Origin of the sequence: Aminobacterium sp. EBM-42 (genome assembly GCF_001896635.1) — a bacterium.
Lineage (GTDB): Bacteria > Synergistota > Synergistia > Synergistales > Aminobacteriaceae > Aminobacterium > Aminobacterium colombiense.
This window is the reverse complement of sequence record NZ_MPPC01000011.1, coordinates 40,183-66,070: the sequence shown is the minus strand read 5'-3', so window position 1 is coordinate 66,070 and position 25,888 is coordinate 40,183. Positions and strand designations below refer to the sequence as shown.

General features: G+C 47.1%; 25 protein-coding genes. 20 read left to right on the top strand and 5 right to left on the bottom strand.

The features are described from left to right. Window positions 1-89 precede the first annotated feature (89 nt). From BUC50_RS03715 to BUC50_RS03640, 16 genes are all read left to right on the top strand, one after another. Complete coding sequence (locus BUC50_RS03715; RefSeq protein WP_169302823.1) at window positions 90-2,699, top strand: ABC transporter substrate binding protein; 2,610 nt, start codon at window positions 90-92, stop codon at window positions 2,697-2,699. Window positions 2,700-2,752: 53 nt separating this feature from the next. Then, window positions 2,753-3,847, top strand: a complete 1,095-nt coding sequence (gene buk, locus BUC50_RS03710; RefSeq protein ID WP_013049217.1) for a butyrate kinase — start codon at window positions 2,753-2,755, stop codon at window positions 3,845-3,847. Then, window positions 3,844-4,752: a bifunctional enoyl-CoA hydratase/phosphate acetyltransferase gene (locus BUC50_RS03705; protein ID WP_273015754.1), complete on the top strand. Its 909-nt coding sequence runs from the start codon at window positions 3,844-3,846 to the stop codon at window positions 4,750-4,752. Before buk (BUC50_RS03710) ends, BUC50_RS03705 begins: the two co-directional genes overlap by 4 nt. Before the next feature lie 41 nt (window positions 4,753-4,793). Beyond that, complete coding sequence (locus BUC50_RS03700) at window positions 4,794-5,729, top strand: bifunctional enoyl-CoA hydratase/phosphate acetyltransferase (protein WP_273015755.1); 936 nt, start codon at window positions 4,794-4,796, stop codon at window positions 5,727-5,729. A gap of 67 nt (window positions 5,730-5,796) precedes the next feature. Beyond that, a complete protein-coding gene (buk, locus tag BUC50_RS03695) occupies window positions 5,797-6,867 on the top strand; it encodes a butyrate kinase (protein WP_013049214.1) in 1,071 nt (356 codons plus the stop codon). Window positions 6,868-7,005: 138 nt separating this feature from the next. Continuing rightward, the gene (locus BUC50_RS03690; RefSeq protein WP_013049213.1) at window positions 7,006-7,758 is read left to right on the top strand and encodes an IclR family transcriptional regulator; all 753 of its coding nucleotides are present in this window, start codon (window positions 7,006-7,008) and stop codon (window positions 7,756-7,758) included. A gap of 28 nt (window positions 7,759-7,786) precedes the next feature. After that, window positions 7,787-8,944, top strand: a complete 1,158-nt coding sequence (locus BUC50_RS03685; RefSeq protein ID WP_013049212.1) for a pyridoxal-phosphate-dependent aminotransferase family protein — start codon at window positions 7,787-7,789, stop codon at window positions 8,942-8,944. A 187-nt stretch (window positions 8,945-9,131) separates the two neighbouring features. Further along, window positions 9,132-9,926, top strand: coding sequence for an IclR family transcriptional regulator (locus BUC50_RS03680; RefSeq protein WP_013049211.1), 795 nt, complete (start codon window positions 9,132-9,134; stop codon window positions 9,924-9,926). Beyond that, window positions 9,911-11,326, top strand: coding sequence for a dihydroorotase (locus BUC50_RS03675; protein ID WP_013049210.1), 1,416 nt, complete (start codon window positions 9,911-9,913; stop codon window positions 11,324-11,326). The genes BUC50_RS03680 and BUC50_RS03675 overlap by 16 nt, the downstream gene beginning before the upstream one ends. Next, a complete protein-coding gene (gene allB / locus BUC50_RS03670) occupies window positions 11,320-12,708 on the top strand; it encodes an allantoinase AllB (protein WP_273015756.1) in 1,389 nt (462 codons plus the stop codon). The genes BUC50_RS03675 and allB overlap by 7 nt, the downstream gene beginning before the upstream one ends. A gap of 17 nt (window positions 12,709-12,725) precedes the next feature. Beyond that, a complete protein-coding gene (locus BUC50_RS03665; RefSeq protein WP_013049208.1) occupies window positions 12,726-13,400 on the top strand; it encodes an aspartate/glutamate racemase family protein in 675 nt (224 codons plus the stop codon). A gap of 26 nt (window positions 13,401-13,426) precedes the next feature. Continuing rightward, the gene (locus tag BUC50_RS03660; protein WP_013049207.1) at window positions 13,427-14,449 is read left to right on the top strand and encodes a TRAP transporter substrate-binding protein; all 1,023 of its coding nucleotides are present in this window, start codon (window positions 13,427-13,429) and stop codon (window positions 14,447-14,449) included. Between the two features lie 82 nt (window positions 14,450-14,531). Next, window positions 14,532-15,023, top strand: coding sequence for a TRAP transporter small permease (locus tag BUC50_RS03655; RefSeq protein WP_013049206.1), 492 nt, complete (start codon window positions 14,532-14,534; stop codon window positions 15,021-15,023). A gap of 39 nt (window positions 15,024-15,062) precedes the next feature. Beyond that, complete coding sequence (locus BUC50_RS03650) at window positions 15,063-16,322, top strand: TRAP transporter large permease (protein WP_286677152.1); 1,260 nt, start codon at window positions 15,063-15,065, stop codon at window positions 16,320-16,322. A gap of 30 nt (window positions 16,323-16,352) precedes the next feature. Continuing rightward, window positions 16,353-17,276 (top strand): dihydrodipicolinate synthase family protein, encoded by a 924-nt coding sequence (locus tag BUC50_RS03645; RefSeq protein ID WP_013049204.1) that lies wholly within the window; start codon window positions 16,353-16,355, stop codon window positions 17,274-17,276. Beyond that, a complete protein-coding gene (locus BUC50_RS03640; protein ID WP_286677151.1) occupies window positions 17,270-18,475 on the top strand; it encodes a M20 family metallo-hydrolase in 1,206 nt (401 codons plus the stop codon). The genes BUC50_RS03645 and BUC50_RS03640 overlap by 7 nt, the downstream gene beginning before the upstream one ends. 35 nt (window positions 18,476-18,510) lie before the next feature. On the opposite strand, the gene deoC is transcribed toward BUC50_RS03640, so the two are convergent. Continuing rightward, complete coding sequence (gene deoC, locus BUC50_RS03635) at window positions 18,511-19,188, bottom strand: deoxyribose-phosphate aldolase (RefSeq protein WP_013049202.1); 678 nt, start codon at window positions 19,186-19,188, stop codon at window positions 18,511-18,513. Window positions 19,189-19,322: 134 nt separating this feature from the next. Between deoC and BUC50_RS03630 the strand changes: the two genes are divergently transcribed. From BUC50_RS03630 to BUC50_RS03620, 3 genes are all read left to right on the top strand, one after another. Continuing rightward, window positions 19,323-19,754, top strand: a complete 432-nt coding sequence (locus BUC50_RS03630; protein WP_013049201.1) for an FKBP-type peptidyl-prolyl cis-trans isomerase — start codon at window positions 19,323-19,325, stop codon at window positions 19,752-19,754. A gap of 334 nt (window positions 19,755-20,088) precedes the next feature. Continuing rightward, window positions 20,089-20,229 (top strand): hypothetical protein, encoded by a 141-nt coding sequence (locus BUC50_RS03625; RefSeq protein WP_286677150.1) that lies wholly within the window; start codon window positions 20,089-20,091, stop codon window positions 20,227-20,229. A 43-nt stretch (window positions 20,230-20,272) separates the two neighbouring features. Next, complete coding sequence (locus BUC50_RS03620; RefSeq protein WP_273311941.1) at window positions 20,273-20,644, top strand: OB-fold nucleic acid binding domain-containing protein; 372 nt, start codon at window positions 20,273-20,275, stop codon at window positions 20,642-20,644. Window positions 20,645-20,720: 76 nt separating this feature from the next. On the opposite strand, the gene tpx is transcribed toward BUC50_RS03620, so the two are convergent. Further along, window positions 20,721-21,236, bottom strand: coding sequence for a thiol peroxidase (gene tpx / locus BUC50_RS03615; RefSeq protein WP_013049198.1), 516 nt, complete (start codon window positions 21,234-21,236; stop codon window positions 20,721-20,723). Between the two features lie 195 nt (window positions 21,237-21,431). Between tpx and BUC50_RS03610 the strand changes: the two genes are divergently transcribed. Next, on the top strand, window positions 21,432-22,631 hold the full coding sequence (locus BUC50_RS03610) for an HD-GYP domain-containing protein (protein ID WP_013049197.1): 1,200 nt from the start codon (window positions 21,432-21,434) through the stop codon (window positions 22,629-22,631). On the opposite strand, the gene nudC is transcribed toward BUC50_RS03610, so the two are convergent. Genes nudC through BUC50_RS03595 form a run of 3 tightly spaced genes read right to left on the bottom strand, consistent with a single transcriptional unit; the run spans window position 22,595 to window position 25,881 of the window. Continuing rightward, window positions 22,595-23,392, bottom strand: coding sequence for an NAD(+) diphosphatase (gene nudC / locus BUC50_RS03605; protein WP_273015687.1), 798 nt, complete (start codon window positions 23,390-23,392; stop codon window positions 22,595-22,597). The two genes, BUC50_RS03610 and nudC, sit on opposite strands and share 37 nt — an antisense overlap. Before the next feature lie 34 nt (window positions 23,393-23,426). Beyond that, complete coding sequence (mdoH, locus tag BUC50_RS03600) at window positions 23,427-25,523, bottom strand: glucans biosynthesis glucosyltransferase MdoH (RefSeq protein WP_273311939.1); 2,097 nt, start codon at window positions 25,521-25,523, stop codon at window positions 23,427-23,429. Between the two features lie 19 nt (window positions 25,524-25,542). Next, window positions 25,543-25,881, bottom strand: coding sequence for a hypothetical protein (locus tag BUC50_RS03595; RefSeq protein ID WP_013049194.1), 339 nt, complete (start codon window positions 25,879-25,881; stop codon window positions 25,543-25,545). Between the last annotated feature and the right edge of the window lie 7 nt (window positions 25,882-25,888).

Sequence of the window (25,888 nt, the reverse complement as noted above, 5' to 3'; positions counted from 1 at the left end):
TTTTTTCCAGAAGTAAAAGAAAATGTAGGATAGCAGCCTTTCTCGTGGATAGGACAGGTAAATTTCGTTTTTTTTTGTTTGTCCTGCTGATGTTTTTTTGTTTTTCAAAAGTGGCTTTTGCAGAGGAAACCATACTTGTTCTTCATTCCTACCATAACGGATACCCATGGACTGATGCCATAAGTCGAGGAATAGCAAAGGTCTTTGATCAGCGAGACAAAGAAGTCAATATTTATGTGGAATATCTTGATGCTAAACGTGCCAGTCCCAATCGTTTCACCCTCTTTCTGGAAAATAGCCTTCGTTTAAAATACAAAAAGAAGCCGCCAGATATTATCCTTTGTGGCGATGATGATGCTTTTATCTTTATGAACCACGCGGGGCGGCGCCTTTTCCCCAAGGTCCCTGTTGTATTTTGCGGAGTTAACAGCAGAGAGTCCCTGACGGAAGAAATAGACAGCCTCACTACCGGTCTCATAGAACGGCTTGACATAGAGGGAACCATAAATCTGGCTTTAAGGTTATTCCCTGTCACAGAAAACGTGGCGGTCATCAGTGACTTGTCTTTAACTGGAATGTGGATCATTAACCAGCTTCGAGAAAGCATGAAGTCCTATGAAGGAAAAGTCAACGAAATTAACCTTATGGGTCTAGGTCCTGATGACTTAAAGAAATCGTTACGAGAACTCCCTCCCCAGACTATTATTCTGTTACTGTTATATGCCCAGGGCGGTGAGGGAGAATATTATTCTCCTGACGAAATCCTTGCCATAATACAGGATGCTACTGACCTGCCCATTTTTTCAGTATTGGAGATGATGATCGAGAGGGGAACTCTCGCCGGGAGTGTTCTCAGGGGAGAAGCCCACGGAGAACGAGCGGCTAAACTGGCTGTTGAAATCCTGGATGGCAAGGCTCCCTCATCTATCCCAATCAGAGAGGATGTGCCGGTGTCCATGGGCAACTACACCGGGCTTAAAGATTTGAAAAAATCCCTTCAGAGCCTTCCAGGGGATATGATCCTCTTTGGTGAACCAGAAACTTTCTTTTACCGGCATAGACGGCTTATCGCTATTAACGTGGCTATCACATCCGTTCTTGCCATTCTCGTCATTGCTCTCCTCTGGAATGACAAATTGCTCAAAAGGGAAGTATTGAACTTACAGTCCGAAACAGAGCACCTGGAGAAACTTTTTGAAAACTCCCCCCATGGAACCATTCTCATTAATCCAAGAGGAGAGATAATGAGGGCCAATCGCGCTTTTCTGCGGATGTTTGGATATGGTCGGAAAGATGTTAAGGGAAAGGATGTGGATTCCCTTTTGGCAAAAGCAGGAGACCTGCTGCGCCACGCCCAGGATTTGACCATAATCACAGGTCTGGGCGGTGTGGTTTCGGGGCGGGAAAGTTTAAGACTGCGTAAAGATGGTTCCCTTCTTCCTGTTATGATTTCTGGGTACCCTCTTGTAACGAAAGGCATGTATCGAGGGAGTTATGGAATTTATACTGATATCTCCGCCCGCAAGAACAATGAGGGAGCTATTCGTCAGCATCTCAGGGCAGAAGAAATTATCTCGTCCCTTTCAGCGGCTCTTGTCAAAGAAAAAGATTTTGAGCAGACGATTCTTTCTTCTCTCCATGACCTGAGACTTTTTTTTCGGGCTCGATATATGTCCGTTTTCCTCTTTGACAGGCCAGATAAAGGAAGAGGAACAGCTTTTATTCGTTATGAAGGAGAAAAAGAAATGGGCAGGAAGGTTTTTCCCCTTACCTTTGGGGAAACTGAACCTCTTAGACGAACGATCCAGTCTCAGACCGTGTTTTTTTTAGAAGGGAAAAGTCCCTTTACCTGGGACACAGAAGAAAAGAAGCAAATACTTGAAACTACACCTGACGAAACAGTTATTCTCCTTCCTCTTTTGCGAGATGAAGCCATGGCAGGATGTGTCTGTTGTGTTTTTGTGCGGGAAAAGGGAAATGACCATGAAGAACATATATCTGAAGGCCTTCTTGGCATCTATTCACTTTTGTTAGGTTCTGCTCTCTCGCGCTACGAAACAGAACTGGCCCTGGAGAAAAATTTACTTTTGTTATCAAAGACATTCAAGGAAACTTTTCATCTCATGAGCCGTCTCCTTGAGATAAAAGATCCTTACACTGCGGGACATCAGCAGAAAGTAGCATACCTCGCCAAAGCAATTGCCGAAAGGATGGAGCTTCCCCATAACAGGGTAGAAGCCGTATTTTATGCGGCTCTCGTGCATGATATCGGAAAAATCCCTGTCCCCTCATCTATTCTTAGCAAGCCCGGACGTCTCAGCGAAGCTGAGTTTGCCATTATTAAGAACCACGCCCGTTTTGGCGCGGAAATATTATCTGCAATAAATTTCCCATGGCCTATCGCAGATATTGTTCTTCAGCATCATGAGCATGTTGACGGTACAGGGTATCCCCATGGCCTGAAGGGTGACGAGATCTCCCTTGAAGCAAAGATTGTTTGTGTTTCTGATGTGGTGGAGGCCATGTCCTCTTTTCGGCCCTATCGGCCGGCTCTCGGCATAGAGGAAGCCCTGGAAGAGATACAGAAAAAACGGCAAATATGGTTCGATAGCAGGGTTGTTGACGTATGTCTTCATATTTTTAAGGAAACAGGAGGAGAGTTTTGGAAAGAAATCACAAAGTCATCCCATAATGTATAATGTAATTTGGTAAAAAAGTATGGGGCAGAGCACCTTTAGAGGGAGGTCGTTCCATGGTATTTCAAGTGTTAGCCATCAATCCTGGCTCCACAAGCACTAAGATCGCCTGGTTCTATGATGAAGAAGAACAGTGGAGAGAAACGGTTCGCCATGATCCTGAAGAACTGGCTCGTTTTGAAGCCATTGCCGACCAATTTGAATTTCGCCTTGCTACGATTCAGGCTGCCGCTTCCTCTCACGGTTCATCTTTCTATAGTCTCAGTGCCGTTGTAGGGAGGGGTGGGCTCGTTGAGCCGGTACCTGGCGGAACCTTTATTGTAAATGATGCTTTGCTGGAACGCTTGCACGTTGGAAAACCCTGGGAACATGCTTCTAATCTAGGTGGAATTATTGCGGATGCCATAGCTTCTCCCCGTAATATTCCCGCTTTTATTGTGGATCCTGTTGCTGTTGATGAAATGAATGACGTGGCGCGTATTACCGGCCTTCCGGAATTGCCGAAGATCTCTTTAGGGCACGCTCTCAACATAAAAGCCACTGTCCGCCGGGCAGCGAAAGACCTTGGGCGAGGTTGGGAAACACTGAATGTTGTAGTAGCCCATATCGGCGGAGGCTCCACTGTTTGTGCCCATTGTCAGGGACGGATGATCGACCTCAATAGCGGGAACGATTTTGGCCCCTTTTCTCCGGAACGGGCTGGAGGTTTGCCTGCAGGGGATTTGGTTCGCCTTTGCTTTAGCGGAAAATACAACGAAAAAGATTTGCTTCGAAAGATGGTGGGTAAGGGGGGTCTCATGGGCTATCTTGGAACAAGTGACGTTCGCGAAGTAAAAAGTAGAATTGCTGAAGGGGATAAGGAAGCAAGACTTGCCTATGAAGGAATGGCCTATCATTTCGCGAAAGAAATAGCAGCCCAGGCTGTTGCCATGTCCGGCGATGTAGATGCCATACTTATAACAGGCGGAGTTGCTTTTGATAGTGATTTCATAGCGTTGCTCCAGAGTAGGGTCCAGTGGATTGCCCCAGTGCTTGTATATCCCGGCGAGGACGAGATGAAAGCCCTGGCGGAGGGCGCTCTACGTGTCTTATCTGGCGAAGAGGAACCTAAAGATTATGAACAGTGTATTGCAGGAGGTAGAAAACAATGATGCATGATCTCGACTTTCTGCTCGAAAAATGTCAGGCAGGCAAGCGGATGAACCTTGCAGTGGCTTGCCCTTATGGAGACGATGTTCTTGGAGCGGTTTGTGAGGCTCACAGAAGAGGGCTGGTCAACGGTATTCTTATTGGGGATTCAGAGCAGATAAAGAAAAAAGCACAGGAACATCATTTTGATATTGAAGGCCTCACTTTTGTAGAAGAGAAAGACGACTATTCCGCTACTGAGAAGGCCGTTCAGATGGTTTCTTCACAAGAAGCAGATCTCCTCATGAAGGGACTGGTAAAAACGGCAGTTCTCCTTCGGGCAGTCCTGAACAAGGAATGGGGGCTTCGAACGGGGTCGTTGCTATCTCATTTGTTTCTTTTCGAGATTCCCCTCCTTAATCGGCGGATCATAGGCTTGTCCGATGGAGGTATGAACATGTACCCGGACCTGAACGCAAAAGTTGGCATCATCGAAAACGCGGTAGAATGTTACCATAAAATAGGGGTGGATAATCCTCTTATCGCAGCCTTAGGTGCGGTAGAAGTTGTGAATCCTGACATGCCTGCGACTCTCGACGCGGCAGCTTTAACTCTTATGAACCGCCGGGGCCAGATCAAAGGCTGTACTATCGACGGTCCTTTTGCCCTTGACAATGCAATCAGCGAAGAAGCTGCCCAGATTAAAGGGATCGAATCTCCAGTTGCAGGAAAAGCAGATATGCTGCTTGTTCCTACTATCGAATCTGGAAATCTCATAGGAAAGGTACTGTTATATATGACAGGCGGTCGAGGTGCAGGTGTCATTCTTGGCGCACGGAAGCCCATAGTTCTTACCAGTCGTTTTGATTCAATGGAAACGAAACTGCTCTCTATCGCTCTGGGAGCAGTCGTTGCCAGTAAAGAGTGATTTAATATTAAATAAATCTATTAAGGAGGTTTTTTACTCTCATGGAACAAATTCGTTCTTTGTCTCAACTGCTTGAATATGCGAAAAAAATAGGTGCAGAAAAAGGGCCCAAAAAAGTATCAGTAGCCATGGCTGAAGATGCAGGCTTGCTTTCTGCTATAGAGGAAGCCAGGGTTGCCGGTTTTGCTGAGGCTATCCTTGTGGGGCGTAAGGAAAAAATGGAAGAAGCGGCGAAAGCTGCAGGAGTGGACCTTTCCAATTACGAAGTAGTAGATGAACCCAGAGGTGAAACAGCAATGGCTCTGACCTCTGTCGAAAAAGTATCTTCCGGCCAAGCCCATATTTATATGAAGGGGCAGCTTCACACCAATAACTTTCTTCGAGGCATGCTTAATAAAGAAGTAGGACTTCGCAAAGGCAAGAACACTATTTCCCATTGTTATTTTCACTCTGTGGAAGGATTCGACAGAGTATTTTTTGTGGCTGACGCTGCCTTTAATATGTATCCTGACCTTTCTGCCAAGGCGGATATCCTTCAGAATACAGTGAATTTTGCTCGCGCCTTTGGCGTGCAGGAACCGAAAGCCGCAGTCCTTGCAGCCGTGGAAGTTGTCAATCCAGACATGCCCTGCACCCTGGAAGCTGCAGCCCTTACGGTTATGAACCGCCGTGGCCAGATCAAAAACTGTATCGTTGACGGCCCCTTTGCCCTTGATAACGCAGTGAGTGAAGAGTCTGCCAGAACGAAGGGTATTGTTTCTCCTGTAGCGGGGAACGCCGATGTCCTTCTAGTTCCTGACATTGAAGCAGGAAACATGATGGTTAAGGCCCTCGTTTATTTCTCTAAAAATGAAACAGCAGGCCTCATTCTTGGGGCAGCGGCTCCTGTCATTCTTACAAGCCGAGCCGATACGCCGAGGGCCAAAATGCTTTCCATCGCTGCAGCAGTGGTCCTCTCTTCTTTTGAAGAAAGATAACTTTCGTGATTAAGGGGCTGCATTGCGCGGCCCCTTTTTCATATTTTGATAACGGAAGGGGAAAACTATGAAAATACTAGCGATTAACCCTGGTTCTACGAGTACTAAAGTTGCTCTTTTTGAAGACGAATCACAACTTTGGAGCGATACCCAGCGGTACGATGTGGAAGTTATCAAACAATTTTCCTCCATTCCAGACCAGGAAGAATTTCGTCTTGTTGAAATAAAAAAAGCACTGGCCGCCCACCATACTGACCTTACATCCCTGGATGCTGTTGTAGGGCGTGGGGGGCTGTTAAAACCCATACCTAGCGGAACCTATATTGTCAGTGAGCCCATGTTGGAAGACTTGCGTTCATGCCGGTATGGTTCCCATGCCAGTAATCTTGGAGCCCCCCTGGCCTTTCGGCTGGCCCAGCAGGGAAGCTGTAATAGGTCTTATATTGTTGACCCTGTTATCGTGGATGAAATGATACCTGAAGCCCGTCTTTCGGGCCTGCCTGAAATAAAGCGGAGATCGATTTTTCATGCCCTAAACCAGAAGGCAGTAGCACGACGGGCTGTAGCGGAACTTGGCAAAGAACCTGGCAGTTGTAACCTTGTGGTGGCGCACATGGGGGGAGGCATATCAGTGGGAGCTCATGATTGCGGCCGGGTTGTGGATGTCAACAATGCCCTTGATGGAGAAGGGCCCTTTTCACCGGAACGGGCTGGATCCCTTCCATCCGGCGGGCTGGTGCACCTTGCCTATAGTGGTGAGCATGATCTGAACGGTCTTTTAAAACGGATCGTAGGAGGCGGCGGCCTTGTTGCTCACCTCGGGACCAATGATTTGAGGGAAGTTCAAAGAAGGATCGATGAAGAAGGGGACGAAAAAGCAGCCCTTCTTTTTGAAGCTCTTGCCTATCAGGTGGCAAAAGAAATAGGGGCCTGCTCAGCTGTTTTGAAGGGGCGGGTGGATGCCATCGTTTTGACAGGAGGATTAGCCTATAGTGATAGACTCGTCGGGAAAATACGCCAACGCATCTCTTTTATCGCGCCGGTGCTGGTCTACCCGGGAGAAGACGAAATGAAGGCCCTTGCCGAAGGAGCACTCCGGGTTCTTCAGGGAGAAGAAAAAGGCAGAGAGTACAGGTGAGACCTCATCAACGCTCACAAAATGGATTTTTAGGGGCTGTTTTCAACAGCCCCTTTTTTATTGTTTACAAAAAAATGAAACTGTGATACCATCATTTTGGTTTCGCACAATAGATTATAAATCCATGGAGTGGAACAAATGACACAAAATCAGAGTCAAATACGAGTTATTGATCGGGCTTTTTCCATTCTGTTCTTTATGGCCCGCCATAAAGAACCTATAGGTGTTACTGATGTAGCACGAAATGTAAATCTCCCCAAGGCAACGGCATATCGTATTCTTGATAGCCTTATAACGCAACGGATGGTGACAGAGCGGGAGGGTCTATACGAAATGGGCCCTGCCACGTTGTTTTTGGCCGATGCCTATCGCTCTCAAGTGGCTTTCTCTGAAATCGCAAGGCCCTTTCTTGAGAGGCTTAACAGAGAAACAAAAGAAACGGTTCATCTTTTCGTTTTTGAACATGGGGAGTTCTTTTACCTCGATAAACTTGAAAGCCCGTATCAGGTGCGAATGCATTCCCGTGTGGGTGTCAAGGGGTCTTTGCTCCATCTCTCCGCGGGGAGAGCCCTTCTTTCCGCCCTTCCCCAGCAAGAGGTCAGTCGTATATTAGGGGATGAGGCGACGCCCGATGTATTTAACGAACTGGAGGAGATTCGCAAAAGAGGATTCGCTATTGATGATGAGCAAAATGAAAAAGGCCTTCGTTGTGTGGGGGCTGTTATATTAGATAGCTATTCCCGACCTGTGGGAGGACTGAGTGTTTCTGCGCCCGTATATCGTTTCAGCTATGAAATGATCGCTAAATATGGCGAGACGGTTTATCAAACTGCCCAGGACATTGGCGCCGCATTACTTCACTATGAACGTGAAAGAAAAATTAAAAAATAGAGCCTTATCGGCGAAGGAGGAATATGAAATGATTAAAACCCCCAAACTCGTTATGATTCCAGGACCAACTCCGGTGACCCGCTCGATTCAAGACCAGATGGGTCGAGAGACAGTAGCTTTTGGCGATCCTTTTTTTGTTCAGGACTATAAAGATGTTCTGGCAGATCTGAAAGAGCTTTGGAAGTGCAGCGGAGAGGTTTTTGTCGTTGCCGGTTCAGGAACCCTTGCCATGGAAATGGCTATTGCCAACATAACCAAACGAGGAGATAGCGTTCTCATTTGCTCCAACGGTTATTTTGGCGACCGCTTTATAGATATGTGCCAGAGAAAAGGCCTTGAAGTTGATGTTCTCTCAGCCAAATGGGGCACATCTGTTACCGCGGAAGAAGTTGAGAAAAAACTATCTGAGAAGAAATATGATGTGGTTACTGTAACCCACGTGGAAACGTCCACTGGGGCGGCGGCTCCTATCGACGCCATTGGGAAGGTTGTAAAGGCTCACGGAGCCCTTTATGTAGTAGATGGTGTCGCGGCTTCGGCTGGGGCCGAGGAATATATGGACCCCATGGGGATCGACGTACTCCTTAGCTGTACTCAGAAAGCTTTTGGAGTTGCTCCCGGCCTGGCTATCCTCTGGGCAAGCAAAGAGGCTGTCGAAAAGAGACGTTCTCTCGGAACCATCCCTGAGTCCTATGCGGATTTTGAAAAATGGCTTCCCGTTATGCATGATCCTTCTAAGTATTGGGGAACCCCGGCGATCAACCTTGTATGGGCCCTGAAAGAATCGATCCGAATTATCAAAGAAGAGGGCATCGAAGAACGATATAATCGCCATCTTCGTCAGGCAGCTCTCGTTGATGCCGCTCTTGAAGCCATGGGATTCAGGGTTGCCGCGGAGAAACCTTTCCGCGCTCCCACCCTTTCCGTCTATCTCTATCCAGAAGGCGCCAATGTGAATGATGCCGAATTTAGAACCGTATTGGCCGAAGAAGGGGCCCAGACAGCAGGATGTCTCGCGGATTTTGCAGGAAAAGGCTTCAGAATGGGACATATGGGCAACGTTGACAAGCATATACTTGTTTCGGCAGTGGCAGCGGTGGAACGGGCAGCAATGCGTTGTGGCATAGACATTGAGCCTGGCAAGGGCCTCGGTGTTCTGCAGAAGGGTCTTGCTGAAGAGCACTAAATCACATAAGAAAACAAAATACTTTTTACGGTAAGGGGTTCCCTTTAAAGGGAACCCCTTTTTATATATGGTCATATTGACAATTGTGAAAGGAGTAGCTATGATAGCGCTATTGTTTCATTTACAGAGATAGCGTCTTACTATGCAAGACGCATTGCTCTATATTTTGAAAAAAGGAGACAAGACCATGGAAAAAGATCGATACCTGAATCAATCAATTATCCGGGCCCTCCGTATTCTTGAGCTTTTCGCACAGCGGGAAGAACCGCTTGGTGTCACTGAAATAAGCCGTTTGGTAGGACTCCATAAAAGTACAGTTCATCGCCTTGTCATTACCCTTGAAACTTCAGGGTGGCTACTTCGTATGCCGGAAACAGATAAATATCGTATTGGCTTGAAGCTTATAGCCGTTGGCAAAAAGGCTGTGTCCGATGCGAACTCCATAACAGCCATTCATCCCATCCTTGAAAAATTGACGCAAATTACGGGGGAAACATCAATTTTAACAATGGTTATGGGAAATCAGGCCATTTGTGTCGATAAGGTTGAAACATCTCAACGTCTTATGATCTCATCTCAGGTAGGCCAGAGTTCTCCACTTCACGCAGGGGCTACCGGATTCGCTGTTCTTATTGGCATGCCTGAAGAAGAGGCCTTTAGAACTCTTTCCCACGATCTGCCTCTTCCTGTCTATACAGACAAGACCCCAACGTGCATGGAGGAATTGAGAGAACGTTATAAAGAACGAAGAGAGAATGGGTACGTTATCGCTTCCGGCGAGGTTGACCCAGGGACTACGGGTATTGCGGTTCCTCTTTATTTCCCCTACGAGCGATGTTACGGAAGCCTTGGCGTTGTTTTGCCTGACTATCGTGCGGACGAAGAAAAGATTCAAAGAGTTCTTGCTGCTGTTCAGCAAGGAGCCTGCGAGGCTCGAAAACGCCTTGATTGGGGATTTGAAGGGCCATGCAAAAATATGTAGATTGTGTTATCCGAAATGGAAACATTTTTTATAACCACACCCTTTTTCACGGGAGCATAGGGGTGGATGAGGGTCGGATCGTCTATATAGGAAAAGATAATTTAATTGTCGGTAAGAAAGAAATGGATGCGGACGGAGATCTTGTCCTTCCGGGAGGAATCGATACCCATGTACACATTCGAGAGCCTGAAATGTGTCAAAGAGGAACCTTCCAATCTGAAACAGCAGCAGCTGCTGCTGGAGGCATTACCACAATCTTTGAAATGCCCATTTCCGCCCCTCCCCAGTATTGTCCGGAAATACTTCAGAAGCGAATAGATACAGCCTCCGCTCAATCCTATATAGATTTTGCTTTTTACGGTGCCGCCGGCCGGGAAACCCAATATTTCAAGGCTCTTGCGGAGGCCGGTATTATCGGTTTCAAAACATTCCTCTTCTCTCCCTTGCCAGGACGGGATCAGGAGTTCAGAGGAACATGCATGGATGATGATGGTGCTTTGTGGCAAGGAATGAGGGCTGTTGCTGAAACAGGTCTTACCCTTGCCGTTCATGCTGAAAATGATGCTATTATCCAGCGATGTACAGCTGCACTTCGTAACGGGGGAAGAAAAGATTTTGCCGCTCATGGCCTATCCCGTCCGCCCCATGCGGAAGTTCAGGCAGTCGAAAAAATCATCCGCTATGCTTCCTTGCTCAATATTCCAGTGAGCTTCTGCCACGTTTCGTGTCCCGAGAGCCTTTTGATGATCAAGAAGGCCAAGGCAAAAGGGCAGCGCATCTTTGCTGAAACATGCCCCCAGTATCTGTTTCTTAATGAAGAGAGTGCCCTTGGTTACGGTCCTTACGCAAAATTCAATCCGCCTATTCGCTCTCGATGTCATCAAGAAGAAATGTGGCCATTTTTACTTGATGGGACAGTGGATTACGTGGGAAGCGATCATGGGGCCTTTCTTTTTGAAGAAAAAGAAAGGGGATGGGATGACATTTTTAACGCACCAGCAGGTTCTGTCGGGTTTGAGGTGCGCCTTCCCCTTCTTATGACAGCGGTGAAAGAGAAAAAAATCTCTTTGGCTAAAGCTGTTGATCTCCTATCACGTCAGGCTGCACAAGTTTTTGATCTTCATCCGCAAAAAGGTTCCCTCTTGCCCGGAGCCGATGCAGACTTAATTATCGTTGATGTAAAAACACCTTTTATAGTGAAGTCATCAGATTTTCTCACCAATGGCCGAGAGATCGCAAGGCTTTATGAAGGACAGGCCCTATATGGAAAGGTTCTTCACACCATGGTCAGGGGGCGTTTTGTCTATAGCCGTGGATATCTTTGCGAGTCAGGCGCTGGGTGGGGGAAATACATAAACACATCTTTATTACAAAGGAGGGGAAGTTGTTTCTCATGGTAAAAGTTGATCTTGTCGTTCGTAACGCCCAAGTATTTACAGGAGGGGAGCTCTTCACTGGCGGCATTGCCGTTAAGAATGGCACTATCGTTGCGATTTGCCGAAACGAGCTTCTTCCTGACGCAGAAACAGTTATCGATGCAGAAAACAATCCTGTACTTCCAGGGGTCGTCGACCCCCATGTCCATGTAAGGGATCCCGGACATACTGAAAGAGGGAACTTCGAAACAGAAACCAGGGCTGCCGCTCACGGCGGCGTAACTACGTTCCTGGAACATCCTATTTCATGTCCTCCTCCCTACTCTCCTGAGATCCTCGAGGCGAGGGTCAAGTCTGCTGAGCCTCAGTGCTTGGTTGACTACGCCTTTTTTGGAGCGGCAGGAGCCGATTTTCCTCAGGAGGTTGGCAGGGTAGCGGAAGCAGGCATTGTCGCCTTTAAGACTTTTCTTCATGAAGCTCCAGAAGGGAGAGAGGAAGAGTTTAGAGGGCTGACCATGGCCAACGATGGCGCCATTCTCGACGGCTTCAAGGCAGTGGCGAAAACAGGGCTGATCTGTACTGTTCATGCCGAGAACAATGACATTATTCAGCGCCTGATTCAGCAGTTTCGCAAGGAAGGGAAAGTCGGATTTCCCTACCATGCTCTTTCCCGTCCGCCAATAGCCGAAATTGAGACAGTGGAAAAACTGCTTCGTTTCGCCCGGGAAACAGGAGTTCGAATTAGTTTCGCCCACATCTCCACTCCTGAAGCAATGGAACTGGTAAAACAGGCAAAATACGAGGGACAGGAAGTCTACCTCGAAACGTGCCCCCATTATCTCTTCCTCTCAGATGAGAAGTTACTAGAAATTGGGCCTTTTGCCAAGGGGAATCCGCCTCTTCGCGGCAAAGAATCTATGAAAAAGCTCTGGGATTACATTAACGACGGAACAGTAGACTTTATTGGCAGTGACCATAGCCCCTTCCTTCTTTCAGAAAAAGAGAAGGGCCTTACAGATATTTTCACTGCCGCCGCAGGTTCTCCGTGCATTGAGCTTACATTGCCTCTCATGTTGACGGCGGTGCGGGATGGCAGGCTTACCCTTCCCAGGGCAGTGGAGCTTTTGAGTGAAAATGCGGCTCGGATTTTTGGCCTTTTTCCGAAAAAAGGAGTTCTTCGGCCGGGGGCAGATGCCGATTTTGTTGTAGTTGACATGAAAACGCCTTTTGAAGTTTCAAATGAGAATCTATTGACCCATGCCAAGGCCATAGGGGTTCAATATAATGGTACGAAACTTGTGGGGCGTCCTCTTCATACAGCTGTTCGGGGACGTATGGTTATGAAAGATGGCGTTGTCGACCCAGAAGCTAAGGGGTGGGGACAGCGTCTCTATCCTCAGAAATAAGGAGGAAACTATCTCTCATGCGAATACTCATTATCAATCCCAATAGCAGTTTAGAAATGACGGAAGCCATTCATAAAAGTGCTTGTGGCTTTGCGAAAGGGGATTTCGAGGTCGTAACTCTTCACATACCCGAGTCCTCCCCATTTGTTGCAACCTATGAAGACCACGCCAGGGCCGCTTCCGGAATGATGAAGATCATTCGGGATAATAACGATGATTTCGATGCTTTTGTCATCGCCTGTCATGGAGATCCGAACCTTGACTTAATGAAAGAGATCTGTGACAAGCCGGTTGTTGGTATCGCAGAGGCATCCATGAAAATGGCCACTATGCTGGGAGACCGTTTTTCTGTCATTTCCCCCGTGGAACGCAATATTCCGAACAAGAGAGTTCTTATAGAAAAGTATCATCTTGAAGGGTACCTTGCTTCTATAAGAGCACCTCAAAAGGAAGATGAGGGGAAAAACGAGGAGCAGCGTCTTATGGGAGCGGCACGGAAGGCCATTGATGAAGATATGGCGGAAGTGATCGTGTTGGGCTGTGCCGGTTTTGCCGGACTTGACAAAAGTATGGAAAAAGAACTTGGTGTTCCAGTGCTTGATGGAGTGGTCTGTGCTCTGATTGTAGCATCAGGTATGGTTCGTTACGGTGTTTCCACAAGCAAAAAACGCCGCTATAATCCGGTGTTTTAATTTTTAGAGAAAATGGAGGGTTTATCATGAAACGGCAGATGTGCAAACTCATTACAGGTCTTCTTTTGGCGCTCTTTGTTGCAGGATCTCACATGGCAGTCGCGGAAGCTAAAACTCTCAGTTTGGGCCATACAGGGCAAGAGGTTAATATCTTCAGCCAGGCATCAGTTAAATTTGCCGAGTACGTTAATGAATACTCCGATGGCAAAATCGAAGTCAAGGTTATGGGAGCCGGGGCTCTGGGAGATAACAGGGAAGGTATTGAACAGCTTCAGCTTGGTGTTACCGATTTTTGGGTAATTTCGACAGGATTGTTGGCGCCTTTTACAAATGCTGTCGCTCTCTACGATCTCCCTTATCTTTTTAAGAGCGCTGAAGCAGGCATTGCTTTCTTTAACAGCGATATCGCTATGGAAATCATTCAGCCCCTTGAAAACAAAGGCATTAAAGGCCTTGGATATATGACCCAGGGATGGCGTCATATCCATAGCAACAAACCTGTTCGGAGCCCTGAGGATTTGGCCGGCATGAAGATACGGACCATGTCCACTCCTATTCACATCGAGCTTTTCAAAGCCCTTGGAGCGAACGCAATTCCTATGGCATTTTCCGAAGTCTTTACATCTCTGCAGCAGGGAATTATTGATGGTGGAGAAAACCCCTTTGAAAATATCAAAGCCCAGGGTTTTGATAAAGTTCAGAAATGCATAACCATGGATGGACACGTTCTTGACCCTATGGTTCTTGTCATTTCCCTGAATACGTGGAATTCCCTGTCTGACAGGGAAAAAGAGGTCATCCAAAATGCGGCCACAGAGGCCTGTAAATGGGACCAGGAACATGTTCTGGCCGCTAACCGCGCAATTATGGAAGAGTTTAAGGCAGCCGGTTCTCCTGAAATTATTGAACTGACAGCAGAAGAGCGTCGGGCCTTCCGCGAAGCTTCACAGCCTATATATGACGCATACCTGCCTGAAATAGGCGAAGACCTTTACAAAAAAGTAGTGGATTTCCAAAAAGATTTTGAAGAGGTTCCGCCACAAAATTAATGGAACTGCAGAGTAAGAAAAGGGTGGGAGGGGCCATGATATCCTCCCGCCCCATGGAAAAGGTTCTCGAGGGGGTAAGGCTGTGAAAGCGCTGAAATTAATTGACAAATATCTGGAAGAAGTCATTACCATTCTTCTTTTTTCCATCATTATCGTTGTGGGGATAGAACAGGTAATAACCCGGTATCTCTTTAGCTTTGTACATTCATGGTCTGAGGAATTGATGAGAGTTTGTTTTGTGCTGCTTTCTCTCGTGGGTTTTTCGCTGTGCGAAAAGAAATTGCAGCATGTGAGGGTTGAAGTTATCAAGCTCATTCTCCCTCCCCGCTTGCTGGTAGCGGCGAATGTTTTTTCCTCAGCGGTTTTTCTTATATTTTGTCTTTTGGTTACCCATTATTCTGTGAAAATTACTGCTATGCAGTTTAAAAGTTCCCAGATTACTGCGGCCATGGGTCTGCCTACGTGGACGTACTTTGTTTTTGGTCCATTCTTTTTCGGTCTGATGGCATTTCGTATTATTCAAAAAGAAATTCTGCCGCTCTTCAGGCCCCAAAAAGAATCCCGGATGATGTAAGGAGGGGCCATAATGCTTCTTTTCTATGTGTTCGGCACAATGTTTCTACTGTTGTTCCTTGGCGTACCTGTAGCTGTTGCTATAGGAGGAAGCTGTCTCGTCTTCACTCCGTGGCTCGTTGGCGGTATAGACAGAGTCATGCTTTTGGTAGGGCAGCGGATGATAACAACGGCAGATTCTTTCACTCTTCTTGCCCTTCCTTTCTTTATTCTTGCGGGGACCCTCATGTCCAATGGAGGCATATCACGAAAATTAACTGATCTTGCAGAAGCCATTTCGGGGGACTACCCGGGCGGCCTTGCGATCTCAGCAGTGGTCGCCTGCATGTTCTTTGCGGCCGTTTCGGGTTCAGGGCCGGCAACTGTGGCGGCTATCGGAGCTATTATGATTCCGGCAATGAACGACCGCGGATATGATAAAGGGTTTTCCGGCGGCCTTCTTGCCGCAGCTGGCGGCATAGGCGTTCTTATCCCCCCAAGCATACCCATGATTGTTTATGGAGTAGTAAGCGGAGTATCGGTTACGGACATGTTCATCGCGGGAGTCTTTCCTGGCATTCTGGTAGGCATTGTGCTTATCATCGTGGCCGTGACCATTTCAAAAAAACGCAACTATGTCGGGGAGCCGCGTGATGGAGGTTTTGGATGGGTCATGGGCAAAATATGGGATGCAAAATATGCCCTTCTCATGCCAATCATTATTCTTGGCGGCATTTATTCCGGTGTGTTTACTCCCACCGAAGCAGGGGTAGTGGCCGTTGTCTATGCTATAATTCTCGGAGGCGTTACTGGTGGACTTTCCCTTAAAGGTCTTTGCAATGCAATGATCGAAGCGGCGGTTATCACAGCTTCGTGCATTATTCTTATGGGTGCTGCCGGTGCCTTCTCAAAATTCCTTTATATGAAAGATCTGCCAGGTATGATTGCCAATATGATCTTTTCAGTTACCACCAATAAGTTTATTATCATGATTCTTTTTAACATCCTTTTCTTGCTGGGAGGCATGTTTATTGATACTCTTTCAAATATTCTTATTTTTGTCCCTCTTTTGCTTCCCATTGTCAATCAGATTGGTATCGATCCCATCCATTTTGGGATTTTCGTAACGGCGAACCTGGCTTTAGGAATGGTGACACCTCCCATGGGTGTAGACCTCTTTGTTGCCGCAAACATTGTGAAAACACCTTTCGAAAACATCTTGAAGGGAGCCATGCCTTTCATTATTGCGAATTTCGTAGCGGTGTTGATCATTACCTATGTTCCGGCTATTTCTCTTTGGCCTCTCTGGATATTTAAATAACTAAAATCTTATAAGGAGGAAAGCGATATTATGTCAGACATTCGAGGAATTTTTGCCCCAGTGGGAACCACCTTTGATGGCGATGGGAACCTTGATCTTCAGAAATATGAAGAGAACGCCCGGAAATTTAGCCAAACTGGCCTCGCCGGACTGGTTATTCTCGGGAGCAATGGCGAGTTTGTCATGTTAAATATGAAAGAAAAGGTGACGTTGGTCGAAACTGCGAGGAAAGCGGTTTCTTCCTCAATGAAAATTATTGCTGGAACGGGATGCGAGTCTCTCCGCGATACCATAGAACTGACGAAACGGTGCGCCGGGGCCGGTGCGGATGCCGCTCTTGTCATCACGCCGAATTTCTTTAAAAGAGACATGAACCCACAGACTCTTGAAAAGTTCTTCGTTGCTGTGGCTGATGCCTCCCCCATGCCCATTATGCTTTACAACATGCCCGGAAACGCAGGGGTAAATATTCCTTCTTCCCTGTCAATCGCCCTTTCCGATCACCCGAATATTGTGGGGATTAAAGACAGTTCCGGAAATATCGTGCAGATATCAGAAGTTATCGCAAAGACAAGAAATAAGAACTTCTCTGTTTTTGCCGGGTCGGGAAGCTTTCTTCTTCCTACTCTAATGCTTGGCGGTGTTGGGGGAACCCTCGCGGTGGCTAACGTTGTTCCGGAATATTGCGTTGCCATTTACAATGCCTGGAACAAAGGGGAGATTGATAAGGCCCGGGAACTTCAGCTTGGGCTCCTTGAGCTCAATGCTGCTGTCACGGCCCGTTTTGGCATCGGAGGCATGAAGTCCGCTATGGAAATGGCCGGATACTGGGGAGGAAATCCACGTTTGCCAATTCTTCCCGCCACAGAAGAAGTGAAAAATGAAATTCGGAGGATATATGACGAAGCATTAGCCCTTTTCTCCCGTGTCGAAGGGGGAGAGTGTGGTTGCTAACCGTCCAGGAAGGGCGCTTCTTAAAAGAATTTGAAAAACTTGGTGAAATAGGATGGGTTCCTGGAAAAGGTATGGATCGACCAGCCTATTCTGCCTCATATAATGAAGCGAGGGAGTACCTCCACACCCTTATGAACGATGCGGGGATGGAGACCAGAATTGATGGGGTAGGCAATCTCTTTGGCCGATACGATGGAAAAGAGAAAGGCGCGAAGAGCTTTCTCGTCGGATCTCATCTCGATGCTGTTCCTGGCGGGGGGAAATACGATGGTGCCTTGGGAATCTTGGCCGGAATAGAAGTTTCGCGGAGGATTCGAGAAGAGCGCGGGCCTCTTCGTCATCCCCTCGAAGTCGTGGCATTTACGGCCGAAGAGGGCGGCCCCCTTGGCGGAACTTTTGGAAGCAGGGCCTTTACAGGGCTCGTGTCCAGGGATGTACCCAATGATATTTTATCTTCTTTCGGTTTATCTCACGAGGTGATAGAAAAGAGCTGGGGTAAAAAAGAAGATTATCTGGCCTATCTGGAGCTCCATATAGAACAGGGACCAATCCTTTGGCGGCGAAACATTGCCATTGGAATTCCCACAGGTATCGTGGGTATTACTCGCTATAAGATCGATATTTGCGGCCAGGCCAATCATGCAGGAACCACACCAATGGAAGAAAGGCGTGACGCCATGAGATCTGCCTCTCTTCTTTTGGCAAGATGGTTTACGTGGGTAGAGCAACGGCTGCGGGAAAAGAATGATTTTGTCTGTAACGTGGGAGTCTTCTCTCTATTTCCCGGCGGGGCGCCCATTGTCCCGGAAAAAGCGTCTTTCATACTAGAACTCCGTTCCTTGCGGGATGAAGTTGTAGATAAGGTAGCCAAAACCTTCAGATCTTTTCTTGAGGAAATGCCTTCTTGCCGGGGATCCATGGAGCTTATGGTAGAGAAACCAGCTGTAGAACTTGACAGGAACCTTATTTCAGCCATAGAGATAGCTGCTCAGAAGCGCGGGTTTTCTCATCAGCTGATACCCAGTGGGGCATCTCATGATGCCAGTCCCATGGCTCATTTTGTGCCCACAGGCATGATCTTCGTTCCAAGCATTGAAGGGGTCAGTCACTCTAAAGAGGAAGCCACTGCTCCAAAAGATATAATTTGCGGAGCAAACACCCTTCTTGAAACTCTTTTGGAGCTTGATGACAAAGACTGATATAATCCAGTCCTCACCGTTGAAGAGGCTTGAAACTACTTGTTTCGGGCCTCTTCAACAAGAGTAATGCCTGCGCTTGATCCAAAGATGGCGGCTCCTGCGTCGAGAAAGGCCTGGATGTGCTCCAGACTTCGAACGCCGCCAGAAACTTTAATTCCCTTTTGACCATGAAGGGCTTTCGCTGCTGTTCGCACTTCCTCTATAGACGTATCTTTTCCTGAAAAACCGGTTCCAGTCTTTATGAAATGGATATTCTCATGATTTAAAGCTATTTTGCATACATGGGTGATTTCTCCATGGGTAAGAAGAGGTGTCTCAATAATAAGTTTAAGCGTTTTTCCCTCCGCAGCCTTGCAAAGCTCTTGCATTTCTTTATCAATTGCGTGCCAGTCTCCAGACTTTATGTAGTTGATGTTGATAACAGCATCAATGTCGGAAAGGGCGGGGCCGAAGCTTTTATATGTTTCAATCTCATGACACTTTAGGGCTGTGGAGATGTACCCCAGGGGAAAGCCCACTACAGCGGAAAAGCGGCATGAGATATTTTCCGAACAAGAATAGCGAAGAGATTCTTCAAGGGCGAATGGCGGAATGACAAGTGTCCTGAAATTGTAAGGCAGGCTCTTTTTAACAAAAGCCAGAATCTCATTAAAAGACGCTGTTTGTTTTAACAATGTGTTATCAATAAGGCTTGCAACAGAACAGTAATCCATTATGATCCCTCCTGACCCTTTTCGTCCCATCCACTATATCATTTTTAGCAAATATTATTCTTTTGACGGGGTCTTCCTGTCCATGTAGAATAAAAAAGCGCCTTTAAGGAAAGGGTAGCCGAGAGGAGGACCTCATGGTTCAAATAGAAAATGGAAATATAGCAGCGGTGCACTATAAGGGCACCTTAGATGATGGCACAGTGTTCGACACATCCGAAGGGCGGGATCCTTTGAAGTTCACTGTGGGGTCTGGCCAGGTGGTGGAGGGGTTTGACAAGGCAGTGTTGGGAATGTCCGCAGGAGAAACGAAGACGGTTACCATCCCGGCAGCCAAGGCCTATGGCGAGTATGACCCCAATTTAACAGCGGAAGTTCCTCCGGAACACATACCAGAAGATTTGAATCCCAAAGCAGGAGAAGTACTGCAGGTCCAGACGCCAGACGGCCATGTGTTCAACGCCCTAGTGGTAGACGTAACAGAGAAAGGAATGGTTCTCGATGCCAACCACCCCCTGGCGGGGAAGGCGCTGACCTTTGAAATAACAGTTGTTGATATTGAAATGTAAAAAATAAAGCCCCCGGTGAAAACGTCGTTCCCTTGGGGTTTTTTCTTTACAAGAAGACCCTACAGCCAGAGGTGAATATTTCCGGGGCTTGAGTCAAAACATTTTCCATTGTAAAGTAAAGACATAAGGTAAAAAGAGGAATATGACTTCCTCAAATCCAGCCACAAGGAGTGATGTGCATATGCTGACGGAGAACATCGTTACGGTGGCCGGGACTCTGCATCACGTCCAGGGGAACAGGGTTCTTCAAAGTAGGTTGGGTGAGTATGTGACCTTCTCGGTAAAACAGGAGACCCCTTGGGAGGATGGGAGCACCCGGCGCGATTTTCTGCTTATGCGGGCGTATGATCCTGAACTGCGATTGTGGATATTGGGCCGGAAGGAGGGCACGCCTGTAAGGGTGGAAGGTGATGTTCGTTCGTCACTTGGCAGCGGTGAAATGTATGTCCTTGTTCGGAAAATAGAAGAAGCATAAGGGAGGGGAACGGTGCCTCCCTTTTTTCGTGGCTTGTCTCCTATTGGCGAAAAAGTTCTGTTCGTGGTATATGTGTTCTCCATACGAAGCCAGTAAAGGGGTTGGAAAAGGCAAAATGATTGAAAATACTGTTAAGATTTCGGGAAGACTACATTTTATTGAGGGTGTACAAGAACAAATCAGCCGTATGGGAAAGTATGTAGCTTTTTCGGTGAGGCAGGACACGCCATGGGAAGACGGGAGCATTCGCCACGATTTTCTTCTAATGCGGGCCTTCGATTCCGATATTAAGGAATGGTTGCGAGACAAAGAAGAAGGAACGCCAGTTCGCATCGAGGGAAAGATACGCTCTTCTGCCGGAAGTGGCGAGATGTATGTTCAAGTGGAGAAGATCGAAAAAATAACAATTTGCTAGGTGCATGCAAAAGAAAACCGAGGGAAGGACCTTCCCTCGGTTTGAGTATGCGGCGTGGTGAGAAAGAAACACAGATCTATCGTATTATTTTTACGAGGGCCTGGAGGGCCTTTTCATAGTCTGGCTCGTGGGTCGCTTCGGGAACTATTTCAATATACCGAATCACGTCATCTTTATCCGCAATGAAAACGGCCCGGGCAAGAAGACGAAGTTCTTTGATTAAAACCCCCCAGTTCATGCCAAAGGATGCATCTCTGTGGTCAGAAAGGGCTACGGCCCTCTCAATTCCCTTCGTCGAGCAAAACCGTTTTATGGCAAAGGGAAGGTCCATGGAGATGTTTAAAACGGCTACATCATCAGGCTGGTTGGCCGCATCTTCATTGAACCAGTGGATCTGCAGGTCGCAAACAGGGGTGTCAAGTGATGGTGTTACAGAAATTACTTTGATTCGCCCCTCAAAGTCTTTTAGTGTCTTAGTAGCCAAGGTTTGGTCCAAGACGGCAAAATCCGGAGCCTTATCGCCTACAGAAAGGCTTTCCCCAATCAGAGTGAGAGGTTTCCCCTTCATAGTAACAATTCCCGTTCTCTCCATATGATCACCTCCAAATAGTTTATGCTGGTATAGGAATCTTATCATATAAAAATTACTGTACTAAGATAAAGTAGTGGCATAAAAAATAAAAAAGTGTAAAATAAAAACCAGGTGAAATAAAAATAACCAAAAAATAACTTAATATACTTTAAATACATGGCGACATGACGCAATATTCAAAGCGGAGGATGGGAAATGATCGTAGCACAACGTATCCCGGTATGGGATATTCCTTGCTGTTCTGGTGTAATAGTTGAAGATGTACTTTCCCCCAGGGGAGCTTTATTAGTTCCTAAAGGGAAGAATCTTTCAAAAATGGGCGATTCCCGTTTTTCCTTTGCTGCGACTCTTGAGTATCAAGGCATTTCTTATGTGACCGTAAAAGAAAGCGTGGATTTTGCCCTTGGAGAAGTGCTTGAGGTTCTCGAAAGCCTCCGGATTCCTTCAGATCCAACAGATTCAGTGTTAGCCCTTCACACTGTTCGTGAAGTTGAACAGATTTTTACTGCCATTGCCGCCGGCGAATCTTCCAAAATGTATTTTGTTCCTCTTTTGCGGGTAGGAAAGCTCTTAGCTCAGTGTATTATTCGCAATCCACGCATTCTTCTTTCCCTTGGCAACGTGAGGGAACAGGACCATTATACCTTTGTCCATTCTTTTAATGTAGCACTTCTTGGCGGGTTTCTAGCCTACCGCCTTTTCCCTGAAAACAGAGAACTGGTTAAGGCGGTGACAACGGGAGGCCTTCTTCATGATCTTGGCAAGGCCAGATTGCCTCTTTCTATTTTGAACAAACCTGGCCGTTTGTCTGAAAAAGAGTTCAAGGAAGTAAAAAAACATCCGGTCTATGGTGCCCAAATAGCCCGGCAGCTTGACATAAAGAACGAGAATATTCTTGCTGTTATCGAGTCTCATCATGAGAGAATGGATGGTACAGGGTATCCTTACGGGCTGAAGGCCGAAGAAATACCCCTTGCCGCCAGAATTGCGGCTGTCGCCGATGTATTCGACGCCCTTACCACAGTTCGTGTTTATAAAGGGTCAGTTCCTTTGCACAAGGCCGTTTCAATTATTCTTGAAGAAGCAGAGTCTCAGTTTGATAAAACTATTGTAGCGGCCTTTCTTGACGCTGTTGGCATGTACCCGCCGGGAACCATGGTTCAGCTGTCAGATAATCGAGTTGGAATGGTGCTGACTTCCGGAGAGAAGAACGCCGCAAAACCGAGAGTGCTTCTTAAAACAGACGAAGAGGGAAACAAATATGAGGAACATGCTATCGTTGACCTTTCTGAAAACCCTCATATATTTATTCATATCGCTCTTGATCACATAGGAAAACGCAAGGATTCCCTACCCATTCAAGGTTTTGATAAACCCTTTGATCTCTCTAAATAATTTAAGATAAGGCAACCGGAAATACTTGCTTTTGTTGGCGTGGAAGGCAGCGTTTCGGGAGTATACCAGCCAGCATCCTCTATTTCCTTGCCATCAATATGAATGACGCCAGATTTCCATTGAGCGGTAAATCCCATCATGAGGGAGTGGGGGAAGGCCCAGGGCTGGCTTCCAAAATATTGAATATGCTCTATCTCCAGACCAACTTCTTCCATAACTTCACGGGCAACGGCTTCTTCAAGCTTCTCTCCGGGTTCAACAAAACCAGCTAAAATGCTATAGCGTCTGGGAGGAAAGTGGGGGCTTCGGGCGAGGAGGAGCTTCCCCTCTTTTTCCACTGCTACCGCAATAACTGGTGATATCCTCGGGTAGATTAGAAAATTGCAGGCCGGACATTCCATGGCACGGTCCACCTTATGTTTCTGCAAGGGGGCGCCGCAACAACTGCAGAAGCGGGTTGTCCGATGCCAGTACATTATTTGAAAAGCCTGCCCTGCCACGGCAAAAAGCTCTTCTCCTATTCCTTCATAAAGCCCCCTCAAGGGAACAAAATCCATGGATTGAGGGGCCTGTATGCCCTCTGGAACTTCTGCCCAATGGTGTCCATTCCCTTTTGGGATGCCAACATCTCCCTGACGAATGAAGGGAAGGGTGAAATCGCAGCCTTCAGAAAAGGTCGGTATAGAGAAGAAAGAGTTCTTTTTTACAAGAACCCTATCCTTCTGAAATATAAATAGGAACGACTTGTTTTCATCATTCATTGTTGCTGCTCTTCCTTTCTTGAAATGTCTTCTTTTATTTTATGCCCCACCGAGCCGCGTTTTCCCACGTAGGTATGCGCCAGACTTTACAGTGAAGTTCCCGCAGCTGTTCAGGGTCATTCAATAATTCCATTTTCTCTTTGGATGTGAGTTCCTCTGGTCCTTTCTCCAGCGCCTTTGCCTGGAGGTCTTCCCGTCGTTTGCGGATAGAAGGGGCTGCTATGCGATGGCGAAGAATCAGAGACGTATGGAGGTCAAGAACCTTTGGATCCACTACTGCCCGTACAAATCCCTTTTCCAGCGGAAGGGGAAGAGGAAAGTACGACGATGGCTTTTCCGCATTTTGGTCAATCTTACGGAGCTCCCTTGGTTCATCCGTTTCTTCCGGTGTGATGAGCAAACGGGCCTTCTGAGCCCTTAGCCCCATGGAAACACGGCTGGTCAGGGCCGAAATAGGGATGGATATGGCCATTGGTCCCAGGATAGGCGACATCCACCAGAAGAAAGAGGGATTGAAGATATACAGAATGCTTCCCCAAAGCAAAGCAACAAGAGTTTGATCAATGTGATATTGAAAAGCGTCATTCCAGGTGGTGCCTCGATCGGAACGGGTTTGTGTTCCCCAGCCTGTGGTCCGTCCAGCCAGAGTCATAATAACAAAACGGCTATGGAATGCCATGCGGATAGGAGCAAGAAGGGTAGAAGTAAGGGTCTCCAAAATCATACTGGCCCAGAGATGAAAAGTCCCTCCATAGAGGTGGGCTTTTTTCTCGTGAAAAACAATGTAGGCAACGCTGAGAAATTTAGGCAGAAAGAGAACTATAGCAGTGGAACCTAAGAGCGTAATAGCCCACTGGGGATACCAGACCGGCCATTGAGGAAAGAGGGACACCCCAGCTGAAGGGAAATATTTCGGTTCAATGATTACCTCTGCTACAGCCTCAATAGAGCTTAAGATCAAAAAGACAAGCCATAGCAGGGCAGAGCCGTATGACATGACGCCATTTATAAAAAGCGCTCTGTGAACGGGGAAGAAACCATGGGTAAAGATAAGCCTGAGGTGTTGCAAATTCCCCTGACACCAACGGCGGTCGCGTTTAAGTTCATCAAGCAGGGTGGGTGGTGTTTCCTCATAACTTCCTTTTAGGTCATAGGCGAGCCAGACGCCAAATCCTGCCCGGCGCATAAGAGCAGCTTCTACGAAGTCATGGCTCAAGATCTCTCCCCCCAAGGGCCCCTTTCCAGGTAACCGGGGGAGCTGGCAATGTTCCATAAATGGCACGACCCTTATGATAGCATTGTGTCCCCAGTACTGAGCATCGCCAAGAAGCCAGAAATGAAGTCCAGCGGCAAAGACAGGGCCATAGACCCTGTTGGCGAATTGTTGCACTCTAGAGATGAGGGAATGTCGTTTAACAGCAGAAGGCGGTGTTTGAAGTATCCCCACATTAGAATAAAGCTCCATGGCCTGTACCATTCGGACAAGAGTTTCTCCTGTCATGATACTATCGGCGTCGAAGACGATCATGTAGCGGTAGCTTTTTCCCCATCGTCGGCAAAAATCTGCTACATTGCCGCTTTTCCTTTTCACATTGCTCTTGCGGTGGCGGTAAAAAATCGAACCGAAGGCGTTTTCTTCACGGCAGACCTCATGCCATGCAGTTTCCTCATGAATCCAGATGTCCGGGTCTGTAGTATCGCTAAGAATGAAAATGCGGAACATGTGGTCGAGCTTTGTCTTTCTCAGTTCCTGAAGGGTTGTCCGCACTCCTGCCATGACCCGGTTTACATCTTCATTGTAAATGGGAACAAGAATGGCGGTAAGAGCGTCAGGATCTTCGATATGGAGGGGTTTTCCCTTCAGTGTCTGTGAAAATGAAAAGGGGTCTTTCTGGCGGATTAATACAAAGAAACCGAGCATGGCTGTCCAGAATCCAATAGAAATCCAGGCGAAAAGAATGCCAAAGACCGTCACAAGAGCAGCTTCTACAAAAGTAGTTCCTTTATAAGGAAGAATTCCTGCCATGTATCGGGTTGCCATGATGGTGGGGAGAAGAATACAGGCTAAAAGCAAAATCCTTCTCCAGCTGGCGGCTCGAGTCCATTTTAATTCAACAGGCTTTGTGGTCATAATAGATGTGCCTCGTTTTTTAGCGGGATCGCGACGGACCGAAAAGATTCCGGGCCCATCGCAGAATAAATTTGTTTAAAGCCGTGAGCCAGGGAGTGCGATCAAAGTTTTTCGATACCATTGTGCCTCTGGTCATGGGGGGGACTGAAGAAATATGCTCCCCTTTCGCATTTCGCACGCCAAGGTCGATCTTTTGTTTCACGATGCAGCTTTCAAGAGCATCCATAGCTTCCTCTATACTTGATGCCTCTGATTGTTTGAGGGCATCTAACGCTAATTCCAGCCCTTTAAAAGGCGGAAGATCCATGGCGCGTACATAAAGAAGAATGCGGTCTCTTACCACTTGCCAACTTTCCATTCAGTCT